This window comes from Rhizobium leguminosarum (genome assembly GCF_004123835.1).
In the GTDB taxonomy this organism is placed as follows: Bacteria; Pseudomonadota; Alphaproteobacteria; order Rhizobiales; family Rhizobiaceae; genus Rhizobium; species Rhizobium leguminosarum_M.
In genome coordinates this window covers 595,480-607,183 of the sequence record NZ_MZMU01000003.1, presented here as the reverse complement: position 1 = coordinate 607,183, position 11,704 = coordinate 595,480, and the positions used below count along the sequence as shown (strand labels likewise).

The 11,704-nt window shown below is 56.2% G+C and carries 10 protein-coding genes; all 10 read right to left on the bottom strand.

The annotated features are described in order from the left end of the window. Position 1: 1 nt before the first annotated feature. The 10 genes from B5P46_RS06705 to B5P46_RS06660 all read right to left on the bottom strand — a co-directional run bounded on the left by B5P46_RS06705 (position 2) and on the right by B5P46_RS06660 (position 11,702). Positions 2-1,270, bottom strand: a complete 1,269-nt coding sequence (locus B5P46_RS06705; RefSeq protein ID WP_012756148.1) for an ABC transporter ATP-binding protein — start codon at positions 1,268-1,270, stop codon at positions 2-4. A gap of 4 nt (positions 1,271-1,274) precedes the next feature. Further along, on the bottom strand, positions 1,275-2,105 hold the full coding sequence (locus B5P46_RS06700) for an ABC transporter permease (RefSeq protein ID WP_012756147.1): 831 nt from the start codon (positions 2,103-2,105) through the stop codon (positions 1,275-1,277). Positions 2,106-2,142: 37 nt separating this feature from the next. Next, a complete protein-coding gene (locus tag B5P46_RS06695) occupies positions 2,143-3,327 on the bottom strand; it encodes a glycosyltransferase (protein ID WP_129418004.1) in 1,185 nt (394 codons plus the stop codon). After that, positions 3,324-4,247, bottom strand: a complete 924-nt coding sequence (locus tag B5P46_RS06690) for an NAD-dependent epimerase/dehydratase family protein (RefSeq protein WP_129418003.1) — start codon at positions 4,245-4,247, stop codon at positions 3,324-3,326. The genes B5P46_RS06695 and B5P46_RS06690 overlap by 4 nt, the downstream gene beginning before the upstream one ends. After that, entirely contained in the window at positions 4,241-5,035 is a 795-nt protein-coding gene (locus B5P46_RS06685) for a class I SAM-dependent methyltransferase (RefSeq protein ID WP_129418002.1), read from the bottom strand. The genes B5P46_RS06690 and B5P46_RS06685 overlap by 7 nt, the downstream gene beginning before the upstream one ends. A gap of 14 nt (positions 5,036-5,049) precedes the next feature. Next, the gene (locus B5P46_RS06680; protein ID WP_129418001.1) at positions 5,050-5,715 is read right to left on the bottom strand and encodes an acyltransferase; all 666 of its coding nucleotides are present in this window, start codon (positions 5,713-5,715) and stop codon (positions 5,050-5,052) included. Beyond that, positions 5,712-7,433 carry a capsule biosynthesis protein gene (locus B5P46_RS06675; RefSeq protein WP_129418000.1) on the bottom strand — a complete coding sequence of 574 codons (1,722 nt, stop codon included), beginning with the start codon at positions 7,431-7,433 and terminating at the stop codon, positions 5,712-5,714. The genes B5P46_RS06680 and B5P46_RS06675 overlap by 4 nt, the downstream gene beginning before the upstream one ends. Positions 7,434-7,554: 121 nt before the next feature. Then, positions 7,555-9,465 (bottom strand): transketolase C-terminal domain-containing protein, encoded by a 1,911-nt coding sequence (locus tag B5P46_RS06670; protein WP_164986458.1) that lies wholly within the window; start codon positions 9,463-9,465, stop codon positions 7,555-7,557. A gap of 3 nt (positions 9,466-9,468) precedes the next feature. Next, positions 9,469-10,239, bottom strand: coding sequence for an acylneuraminate cytidylyltransferase family protein (locus tag B5P46_RS06665; RefSeq protein WP_129417999.1), 771 nt, complete (start codon positions 10,237-10,239; stop codon positions 9,469-9,471). A gap of 2 nt (positions 10,240-10,241) precedes the next feature. After that, complete coding sequence (locus tag B5P46_RS06660; RefSeq protein ID WP_129417998.1) at positions 10,242-11,702, bottom strand: aldehyde dehydrogenase family protein; 1,461 nt, start codon at positions 11,700-11,702, stop codon at positions 10,242-10,244. Positions 11,703-11,704: the final 2 nt, after the last annotated feature.

The following is an 11,704-nucleotide window of genomic DNA, read 5'->3' as shown; positions in this document are numbered from 1 at the left end:
CTCAGCGCCATTCATTGTCGAAACGCACCAGGAGATCACCTTGCTGAACCGGCGGAAGCTTTCCGGAGCCAAAAAAATCCGATTCGGTGACAATCAAGCGCTTGGCGGATACGATCTTGTCTGTTGTCGCACGGTTGATAATGCATCCCAGATCCAAGTCGTAGATGCCCGGAAGCAGCGGAAGGCTTGGGATCTTGACGAGATATTCTCCTGTTTCTGTCAAGCGCGGCGTCTCACCATGCGCAAGCACGTCGCTTGGCAAGCCAAACAGCCGGTGACCTTTATCATTCTTGAAAATGACCACCAAACTCATATCGCGGATATCCCCGATCATTTCCAGTTTAGCGCGATACTCCAGCCCGATGATGAGTTCTTGTCCGGTCGTCACCCGTTCGGAGGGCTGCATCGAAGAGTCATAGAAGGAGATCTTATTGAACATGAAATCGCCGGTGCCTGTCCGGTCGAAGCGGGTTTCGAGCGTCTGCGCGGTTGAAGGCATAGTCGCTTCATAATAGGCCGCGATACCCTCTTCGGTCGGACCAAAATACCGGACGCGCCCCTGATCCAGCCATAGTACCTTTGAACAGATGTTCGAGACGGCGCTAAGGTTGTGGCTGACGAACAGCACGGTTCGGTTGCCGCCCACCATCTCGGAAAAGCGGTTGAGGCATTTCTGCTGGAACGCCATGTCGCCCACGGCCAGCACTTCATCCACGAACAGAAGATCTGGGTCGAGGTGCGCTGCAACGGAGAAGGCCAGCCGGCTATACATGCCACTCGAGTAGTGCTTGACCGGGGTGTCGATGAATTTGCCGACCCCGGAGAAGTCGACGATCTCGTCGAAACGTGCGGCGACTTCTTCACGTGACAGCCCATGCAACGACGCATTCAAGAAGACGTTTTCACGTCCGGAAAGATTAGCGTTGAAGCCGGTCCCCACTTCAATCAGCGAGCTGACGCGCCCTCGAATGGTCGCACTTCCCGATGTTGGAGTGACAATGCGGGATAATATCTTCAGAAGTGTGCTTTTACCGGCGCCATTCGCGCCGATAATTCCGACAACTTCGCCGCGATCCACAGAAAACGAGACGTCACGCAGCGGCCAGAAATTCTGCCTTTTCCTGTAGAGGGGCGGAACAGACTGGCCACGCATCTTGCGATACGGCCACAATGCTGTCTCACGAGCAAGTTTGCTCATACTCAGGCCTCCGCCTGAACCAATTTCATACTGCTTGGAAATATCGAAAACTTCGATGACCGACTCTGCCATGTTCTTAGATCGCCTCGATCATTTCATGTTCGAACCTGAGATAGAGATAGAGGCCGACAATGAGAGCCAGCACTGCAAAGGAGCAGGAATAAACCCAAGCTCCCCATGGGAATGAGGCCGATCCGAAGAGCGCTTCTCGCCAACCGATCAATGCACCGACCATCGGATTCATATGGTAGACCCAATGGAAGGCTTCGGGAATCATGCTGGGCGAGAAGATGACCGGCGAGATAAACATCGCGAGGTAGAGCGAAAACTCAAATATTTTCTGAAAGTCGCGCAGTCGCAGAGTGATCGTCGCTATAATCAGGCCGGTCCCCATGGCTGTGATCATCACAACCAAGAGCGTTGGAATGATCATCAAGATCTGCCAGCCGGGATAGACCCCATAATAGATCATCATCAGGATCAGCGGTATCATGGATATTGCCAGGTCCATCAGATTGGCCAGCAACGGCACCGTGGGCGTGATCATCCGAGGAAGGTATATTTTCGTCACCAGAGCCGCATTGGCCTTGATATTCAACGATACGTCGATGGCGGTTTCAAGGAAGTAGTACCAAAGGATAAGCCCGCTATAAATATAAAGAACATATGGTATTTCCACCCCGGTACGAGCCTGCGACCAGTGCTTGAAGAGCGAAAATATCATCACGTACAACAGAGGCTTGGCGCAAACCCAGATGAACCAGAAGTACATCTCCCCGAAAGAGGCGCGAATTTTCTTCCACACCAGCATTGTGAACATGTAGCGCGCCCGCCAATGCTCCTCTAAATCTATTTTGGCGAAGCGCCCTGCGGGTTTGATATACGTTATTTTCTCTTGATTTTTCATTGCGTATCTGCCGGATCTGTTTCGCGCTGAGCTCAATTCACTCGCGATGAGCCTGTCTCATAATTGAAAGAAAGGTCCTCGCATACGCCAAACTGTTGAGGTTTGCCGACTTGCGTGCGGCATCTTCCTGTTTGAAATCAGGCCCCGCCTCGGCGGTGAGCCAAGCTTTGCCGAGCTTATCCGCAAGATCTTTTTGATCCCCGACAACAAAATAGCTCGCGTTTGGCGGGGCCTGCTCCAGATGAACATCGATGTTCGACAACACGATCGGCCTCCCCAGGGCGCGGGTATCTTCGACTGTCGTGCTCCACCCTTCGAACCGTGACGGCTGAAGAACAACGGCAGCGCGGCGGAAAAGCTGAAGTTGCTCGCTTCGCGGCAGGACGCCCAGACGGTAGATCTGATCCTGAAGGTCATATTCCGTCAGGATTTCTTCGAGTTGGCGAGCGTAGTCATTACTGCGATAATCCTCTGAGCTCCCCGTCAGGACAAGGGGGATGATAACCTCCGCGCGTTTCAGAATGCCCAGCGCACGAAAGGCGGCGTCGAAGCCCTTGTGTTGCCACATCTGATTGGGCAGATACACAAATTTTTCCGGCAGGCCATGTTTAGCGCAGACCGCGACTGGATCCAGGGCATACTCCTCGTCATGAAGCGTGCTTGAAAAGTGGAGGATGCGCACCGGTTTTTGGGAATAGGTCGGGAAAAACCGTATGAAGTCGGCTTTCACCGCTTCACTGCTCAGGACAAGAATGCCGCTCTCATCAAACATCTTTCCGTAAAAGGCGTCACGGCTACGTCGCTCGTCTTCGGAGAAAAACTGTGGGAAATGCTTGTACTGAAAATCAGGAACCCAATAGACCTTCTGCGCCAAACCCGGAATGTTTGGACCTTTTGCAGGAAATGCGACGTCACACTCGTCGGAGTGCAGAAGCTTCTGACGTAGATCCTTGCCGGTCGACCTCTTCCATGCGCGCCGCGCGAGATCCAATATTCTTGACCGGATCGCCGAACCCCGCTCAAGTGGCCCATCGATGACCACCCCGGGATAGTGCGAGAATTCCTCCTCGTATCCTTGGCCAGTATTCTTCCGACCTATCTGAAGCACGAGCGCGGGGCGTTCCTGCGCTGGCAGCAGCGAAACAGCGCGCAACAGGTTGCGAGTGTACTGGACACCGCCAATCCAGTGGGTACCGCCGGTGAGATAGATCAATATCTTCATCGCAGTTTCTTGTACCAATCCACGTACTCGGCAACCCCCGCAACGAAATCGATCGTTGGCGAGAAACCGAGCGCCTCAAGCCTACTGACATCGGCGCGCCAGTTCTTGGGATCACCAACGCGGCTTGAGCCGCTGAATCCTAAACGGTCGAAAGGAATGCCGTAGGCTGAGAGAACATGATGCGCGAGATCCGATATGGATGTCTCCACGCCGCTGGCGACGTTGTAGACTTCACCGTTGAAGGTGCCCCCGCGGACGACGCATGATATGGCTCGCGCGATGTCTTTCGCGTGAATGAAATCTCTCGTCTCACTCCCGTCGCCGCCGAGTTGAACTGGGCCATCGCTGCGGCACTTCTCACACAAATCCCACAGGATCTGCTTTCGAAGGCCGGCGCCATAGGCGGAAAATATCCGAATGGACGCAACTGAAACTTCGTAAAGCGAGCTATACTCGCGAGAAAGTTGCTCGCACATCCACTTGTGATAGCCATACGGGGATATCGGGGACGGCGCAAGCTCCTCCGTTATGGGCAAAACCTTCGGCTGTCCGTATACCGCAGCACTTGACGTGAAGAGAACCTTTGTTTCGAGCGACACCCGCCTGACCTGATCTAGCACGAGGGAGAAAAGATCGACGGAATTAACGAAGTCGTAGCGAGGGTCTTCAATCGAACGACCGACGTTGGCGTTGCCCGCGACGTGGACAAGGTACGTCGGTTGATGCCTGGCAAGCGCAGTCTCCAGAATCTCTTCCATCCGTTCGGACTGATAAAAATCACTGTAGATGTGCTTGTCCTGTGGCGGAACAACGTCGATACCCATCACCGGAATACCGAGCGACGAGAAATAGGTCGAAATGGCTGTGCCCAGAAAACCGGACGCCCCGAGAACCAGCAGCCGTTCTGAAGTGTTCACCATTTCCGCAAGGCGAATCCAACGCCGTAACCAATATCGGCACAGCTCCACGAGGTGAACCGGTTGTCGTTGACGACCAGCTCTTTCCAGACATCTTCCAGATAGCGATGCTTCGGATGGCAGATATCGTCGAATACGACCGCGCCGCCGATCTTGAGACGGGGCAGCACGTCGCACAGGTCCTCGATTGCGCCGTTGCGTGTATGGTCGCCGTCGACGGTGATCATGTCGAAGGCGAGATCGCTATTTTGGCGGAAGAAGGTCTTTAGCGTGGAGTGGGAGTTGCCGTTGGTGAAAACGCGTTTTCCCGTGTGCGAAACCTTGTCCAGTTCGCTGGAGACAAGCGATTCGCCCGGGTTTTCCATGCCCGCATAATTCGCAACCCACATGTCGAACATATAGATGTCACAAGTGGGCGCCTTCGACGCAACGGTGCAGACGCTGCGCCCGCGGCGCACGCCGATCTCCAGATAACTCTTCGGCTTCAAGTCGACTGCCAGAGCCAGCAAGACCGTGACGATGTCTGCATAGCGCCAATTCGCGCCAAAGCGCCTGATGCCTTCTGCATAATAGGCCGAGAGATATTCGGAGTAGTCGTCAGGCTCCAGTTTCCGCAGCACTGCGAGTGCATCCTCCGCTGCGTCGGCACTGATCGCACGCTTCCCCAGGGATTCCGCGGATCTCATTAAAGGAGGGTACCACTGTGTCCGGTTTTCCGGCGCCCTGTAGCAGATCGACTCCACGAATTGGTCCATAACCGAATATTGAGGCGTCTGTTGAGTTGCTAGCATTTGGCAGACCTTTCCTAACCTTGCTTGTTCAGATCGATAAAAGTTGCCATCGAGGAGACAACCAGGGTGTCTGGTGGCACGTCTTTTGTCACAACACAGCCAGCGGCGACAATAGAACGATCACCGATTGTCACACCTTTCAGCACTGCCGAACCGAATCCCAGCCAGCAATGCTCCCCAATGGACACGGGCGCGGTAGGGATTTCGATACTTCCATCAACAGGTTGCCCCAGGATCCTTTTGAAATGGCGCTCGCGACCTCTCCAATCGATCGGATGAGAGGTATTGTCGAAAATCTGGACTCCATGCGCAATCAGCGTTCCCCGGCCGATGGTGACGGACTCCATGGCGCTGATGATGGCCTCATCGCCCAGATAGACCTCTTTGCCGATATCGACACGTGCGCCGCGCTCGACCCGGATGATCCCTCGGCACACTGTGTTCTCGCCAATACGGGCTGCATCCCTGGTGTGCTTGTTGATCAATCTAGCATTTCCGCCAAGTCTGACGCCCGGTTCCAGCAGCGCCGCCTTCTTCCAGGCAGCCCAGATCCGCCGCATGGAATATTGGCCGTAGAGCCTTTCTCCTACGCGGAAGACAGGATCCAGCAGTTTGGACCAATTATCCGGTTCCTGGTAGACGCCGCCACTTGCGAAGGCGTGATCCCAATGCGGTCTCACTGCGTTCTCCCGATATATTTTTCCGCCGGATACACGAACTCGCTTCCATCAAGAATACCGTTGCATAGGACGTCAAGGCCCGCATCCCGGCCCGGAAGCAGATCCTGCAGGTCGTTGATCCTAATTTCGTAGGGAGCGTCATTGCTCGACGGTTCCATGAACTCGATAGGGATGAAGCGTCGAAAAAAGAAATGGAATGCGTATTTTCTAGCCCGATTGATCGTATCGGCGTCCAACCGCTTGCCGACCGGCAGCCGGTCGAGCAAGTCGAAATAATTCTCCGGCGAGGTCGCATCCATGGTGAGGCCCTTATTACGTATCCACGCCTCACCTGCAACGACCACGGGAATTCCCATGGCTGTCAGTTCCACGCCGGTTTTTGTCCCATAGATAACTACAGTGTCACTGTTCTCACAGAGAACATAGGTACTGACCTGGCTGTCCGGCGGTATGACGTAAACATTGTCCGGCAGGGTCGGATAAACCTTGCGGATTTCATCCACGAGCGGCTGCCGTGAGGGGATGGCGCCACGGACTTCGGCAGGATGAATCCGAATAGCCAGTTGAAGATCGGGACGTCCCTTAAAATACTCAATACTCTGCAGCACCCAGTCGAGCATGTCCCTGAAGGCATTGGCCTTGAAATGGAGTTGCGCATCCCAGAAGACATTGGTCAGGAGACTGATGGTGGGCTTCGAAAAGTCGATGCCGGTCTCCTTGGCGATAAGTTCTGCGTCATGCTTCGGCTGATCATGAAACCATATCCAGTCATTGCTGCCGTACCAGCGGCTCTTGAGATAGGACATGATCTCCTTCTCCGTGGCCTCGCTCCAAGGAACGTCTGTCCAGCAGTCGGTAGACTCGTTTATCAGAGTATGGTGGTAGGTTTCCTTGTGCGAGAAAATGAAGGTCTTCTTGCGATAGCCGACCTGCCAGTTGGCGACTCGGGTGCCATGGGCACGACAGACTTCCCCGATTACCCCCTGAGGGACGTAGATACCATGGTGAAACACGGCGACTTCCGGCGAAAACTGCTCATGGTATCTCTGAATGACCGTCTCCGTGATCAGAGCCGCCTCAAAATAGCGCCGCAATACATCTTCGGCTTCCTGGGTTGCCGGGAGGTTTCCCGAAGCGAAGAAGCGCAAGGTGCCTGCCATCGCGTGCTCGCCCAGATTCATATCTTTCAGCCGAAAGCCGCGAATTTCCGAAACCGGCATCTCGCGGGCTGTCTTGCGCAATGCACGTCTCTCTTCTTCAGAAATGAAGTCGCTGTAGTAGGAGACCGGCAGTCCAAGAGAGCCGTAATGCGATCTACCCCTTCCGATGCAACCTGGACAGATTTCCTTGTTGAGCCTGTACTCTGTGATGACGGCCGGATCCCTGATTTTTCCGGCATGTATGTGAAGACAGGCCGGAAGAACTGCGTCACATAAGAGAAAGCGAACCCGCGCACCGCGCAAGGTAAGAGCGACGCCAAGCATTCCTTCGAGGATCGTCGCGGCCGACAGACCGCCGACGCTCGTCGCGATAAGAACTTCCTGGCCTTTCGAAACAGAGGATAAGGCCCTTTTCCAATCGATGGACGTGCCGAGATGGCGGCGCCAGTCCGAAAACTGCTGAGCCGCCGCGGGCGCAGAACTTTGTTGCAGCGACAGCTTCGAACTCACAACTCTCTTGGCAAATCTGATCGCCCTGCGAATAAAATGCATGCTCATCAGTCACGTGCCTCTGCGGCTAGCTGGCCGGTCGGCGAGCCACGACATGGCAAGACCAACCTGGCCACGACGCTTGCCGTGGCCACCCTCATAGAGAGCCCGTACGCGCGCGACACCCGCATCAACGGAGTACCGACGCGACCGTCTCGGCGATCGCCGAGGCATCGAGGCCAACGGCGCCGAGGACTTGGACGTTGGTTCCGCTAGGAGGAACCTCGGTGATCCCGATGTGCTTGACGGGAATTCCGGTTCCGGCCTCGGCAAGCGCACGCGCGATCGTATCGCCTTGACCACCGATGACATAGTGGTTGTCGAGGCAAACAACTGCCTTGCAAGCTGAAACCGTCGATTGCAGCCACTCCGCATCCACGTGATTTAGCCAAGGTAGGTTGATGACCTTGGCACTGATACCGTGCTTCTCAGCGAGCACTTTTGAGGCGGCGATCGCATTGCTCAGGAGCACCGGTCCGTAAGCGATGATGGCGACATCCTCTCCTTCAGCCAAAGTGAGTCCTCGGCCGTTTGTTGGCCGGTAGTCGGCCGGAAGTGAATACGGGATTTCCCAAGGTAGTGAAATCAGCCGAATGTAGCTGCTGCCAGGAGCTTCGTTCACGCACCAATCCAGGAGCAGACCAACTTCCGCATCGCAAGACGGCTCGACCAGCGTCATTCCAGGCATGGCTGCCAGCGCAGAGATGTCTCGAACGGATTGATGCGAGTGGCCCGGGCCGCCGGGAACGACGCCTGCAAGGGAGCCGACATATATAATCTTCGTCTTTTCCGTGGCGTTGTTGTAGATCTGCTCATTTGGCCGCGTCGACAGGAAGCACGCGAATGAGTGGACGATCGGCAGCAGGCCGTTCAGCGCCATGCCGCCGGCTGTGGAAACCATATCCTGTTCTGCGATACCGCATTCGACAAATCGATCGGGAAACTGCTCGCGGAATGGGATGAGGCCGGTATCCAGCACCAGATCTGCGTCAAGGGCAACGAGGTTCGAATGCTTCTCAGCCTGTGCGATCAGAGCCTTGCTGTAGGCGGCAACCAGGCGCTGAGCCTTTTCCGACGGGGCCGCGGATGCAGGCCGCTCCAGCGTTTCAAACTCCAGCCCGGTGATACCGGCGCCGCTCAGATTGGCTTGCAGACGATCCATAATTTCCTGCGCAGCAGCGCAATAGTTACTCGCATCAGGCGCGCCGCTGTGGAAGCGGTACATGGCCACGTCGGAATCCAGCGAGGTGTGCTCCATGAAGGAGACGCCCTTGCCCTTGACGGTATCGGCAACGATAATTTTCGGACGTGGATCGTCTTGGATGGCGGTCAGTGTGGCGGCAAAAGCAGCAATATCGTTTCCGTCACAGCGAGCGACACACCATCCAAACGCCCTGAGTTTTGCCTCAAGGTCACCAAGATCAGACACGTTCTTCACGAAAGTGTCCGACTGCAGCTTGTTGTGATCGATGATGACCGTAATCTCCTGCAGCCCAAAATTGGCTGCCGAGACTAGGGATTCCCAGAACTGGCCTTCCTGAAGCTCGCCGTCGCCCGTCATCACGAAGATGCGCCCCGGGCGGTTGTTAAGCCTGTTCGCAATCACCATGCCCTTGGCCTTAGAGACGCCCATGCCGAGCGAGCCAGTATTTGTCACCATACCCGGAGTGCCGACGTCGGGATGGCCGGGCAGACCATCTATCTGGCGAAGTTTGTGGGTAAGCTCGAAATCGAGCTTACCGGCGCCAATCAGTGCCGCGTAATAGCCTGGCGCATCGTGCCCCTTGGAGCTGAAATAGACATCATCGCCCGTCATTTCTTCGAGGAGAAGCCAGCTGACGACATCGAGACTGCTGAAGCTGCTGCCGATATGACCGGAGCCGGCCCGACCGATCATGTAGAGCGCGTTCAGGCGGCACATATCAGAAAATAGAGCTGCTCTCTGCTCGCGAGGTGCGCTGATCGTACGTACCCGCTGAAATTCCTTATACGGCAGGTAATAAAGGGTGCCTTCTACCGCTTGTCCTACGAGATCGCCCACGATTTACTCCGGTCTATTCAATAGGTTATAGGGGTTGATTGAGATATTTGGGAGAACCGCCGATTGCGTCGCCAGCAATCGCTCAGCCATCCACCAGTCGGCCGGTTCGTTGATATCGAAGCCTTCATAGCCTTGGCTGACGAAAGGGATGATCGATTCGCCGGCGATGCTGTTGCTTTCGAGCGGGACACGCGACCACGCAATCTCAAGGCTGGCATCCTGCGCATAGACTTCGGGCAGAGCCGCATACTGACTGCTATGCCATGGCGTCGTGCCGATGCTGAATGGGATTAGTGGCAGCATCCTGTTCTCGCGTATGACCCACATCTTGCCGGGATGCTGCTTGCATTTTTCGATTGCGCGAAGAGAATCTGCTCTTGGATCCGCCGTGAAGTGCTGCCATGCCCGCTGGATCGTCTCTGGAAGACGAAACGGGCTGGTGGGGCGCAGAATGCTGAATACGTCGAACTCGCGCCCCTCGACACGAAGTTGTTCCAGCATCCAAACCACCCATTCGATATCCGGCGATTTGTCGGTGGAGATCTCCGCGGCACGCAGAAACGGCACTTCGGCGCCATAGTGGCGGGCGATGTCCGCATAGATCTCGCTGTCCGTTGCACAGATAACCGCGTCAAAAACACCGCTGTCGATGGCGGCGCGGATCGAATAGGCGATCATGGGATGGTCGGCCAACGGCCGGACATTCTTGTTGGGTACCCGCTTTGAACCAGAGCGTGCGGGAATAAAGGCAACAGAGCGCGGTTTCGTCGTCATGATCAAAGCATCCCCGGGCGGACAAGGAAGGAGATGTTTTTCAGTTCCGAATACACATCTAGCGCCTCGACTCCAGGCTCGCGCGTGCCATTCCCGGACGACCCGAAGCCGCCGAACGGCATGTGCGGCTCGCTCCCATACGTACCCATGTTGACGTTGGCGACGCCGGCTTTGACCCTTTGGGCGAACCACATCGCGCGATCGACGTTGCGGGTGTGCACAGCAGCGGTCAATCCGTATTCGGTGGCGTTTGCTACGTCCAGCGCCTCGGCCATGCTGCCGATGGGATGGAGTGTCGTCACCGGACCGAAGACTTCCTTGCAACTGAGATCCGACGTGGTGGCAAGGCCATCGATAACTGTAGGCTCGACATAATAGCCTCCGGCCAACTCCGGTGCGTCCGGTGTGCGTCCCCCACAAAGCACCTGGCCGCCCTGTTCTTTTGCGCGCTCGATGGCGGAAAGCACAGACTGCTGCTGGCGGAGGCTGACGAGCGGCCCGAGATCGCATCCGGCGGCAACACCCAGCTTGAGGCTTCTGGCCTTTGCGGTCAGTCGGTTCCGAAACTCCTCGTAGATCGACCTAAAGACCAGCATGCGGCTACCGGCAGCGCAGCGCTGGCCGGCATTGCTGAAGGCTGACAGCGCCGCCCAGTGCACCGCCTGATCGAGATCGGCGTCATCACAGACGACGAAGGGGTTCTTGCCGCCCAGTTCGAGAGAAATACGTGCGAGACGCTTTCCGGCGACTTCCGCAATCCTGCGGCCTACTCCGGTTGAGCCCGTGAAGCTGATAATGTCGACCCGCTCATCTGTGACCAACGTCGAGCCAGCCGGCTCGCCACGGCCATGCACGACGTTGAATACGCCGTCGGGCAGTCCCGCCTCCTTGGTCAGCTCTGCAAAGAGTTGAGCTATGCGCGGAGAGTCCTCGGCAGCTTTTAGAACCACCGTGTTGCCGCAAATAAGCGCAGGAAAAGTCTTCCATGCGATATTGGCGATCGGCGTATTTGCCGGCACGATCAGGCCGGCTACGCCACGAGGTTGGCGCACGGTGTGGCTGTATTTGCCGGGCGTGCCTGAGGTCAGCGACCTGGCATATAGGCGCATACCCTCGCCGGCGAAATATTCCGCCTGCATGATCGCTCCGCCCGTCTCGCCTTTGGCATCCTGCGGAGGTTTGCCGGTTTCAAGCGCAATGCAATCCGCCAGCTCATCGGAACGTCGCTTCATCAGGGCGACGATATCCATCATAATCTGGCCGCGCTTTACGGGTGTAAGCTCCGCCCAGGCTGGGAACGCCGAACGCGCTGCCGTTATCGCTTGCTCAACATCCCTCTGCGAGGAGTCAGCCACGTGATAAAGGAGTTCGCCGCTGTGCGGATTAAATTTCTCAAGCCATCCTTCACTCGAGGCGTGGCTGGCCTGGCCGTTGATCCAATTGAGAATGCGAAGCGTCGTCATGT

Bases quoted from the DNA above. Each gene is read 5' to 3' on its own strand.
- B5P46_RS06700 (WP_012756147.1), bottom strand. From the start codon at position 2,105: ATGAAAAATCAAGAGAAAATAACGTATATCAAACCCGCAGGGCGCTTC.
- B5P46_RS06665 (WP_129417999.1), bottom strand. From the start codon at position 10,239: ATGACGACGAAACCGCGCTCTGTTGCCTTTATTCCCGCACGCTCTGGT.
- B5P46_RS06705 (WP_012756148.1), bottom strand. From the start codon at position 1,270: ATGGCAGAGTCGGTCATCGAAGTTTTCGATATTTCCAAGCAGTATGAA.
- B5P46_RS06685 (WP_129418002.1), bottom strand. From the start codon at position 5,035: ATGCTAGCAACTCAACAGACGCCTCAATATTCGGTTATGGACCAATTC.
- B5P46_RS06690 (WP_129418003.1), bottom strand. From the start codon at position 4,247: ATGGTGAACACTTCAGAACGGCTGCTGGTTCTCGGGGCGTCCGGTTTT.
- B5P46_RS06675 (WP_129418000.1), bottom strand. From the start codon at position 7,433: ATGAGCATGCATTTTATTCGCAGGGCGATCAGATTTGCCAAGAGAGTT.
- B5P46_RS06660 (WP_129417998.1), bottom strand. From the start codon at position 11,702: ATGACGACGCTTCGCATTCTCAATTGGATCAACGGCCAGGCCAGCCAC.
- B5P46_RS06695 (WP_129418004.1), bottom strand. From the start codon at position 3,327: ATGAAGATATTGATCTATCTCACCGGCGGTACCCACTGGATTGGCGGT.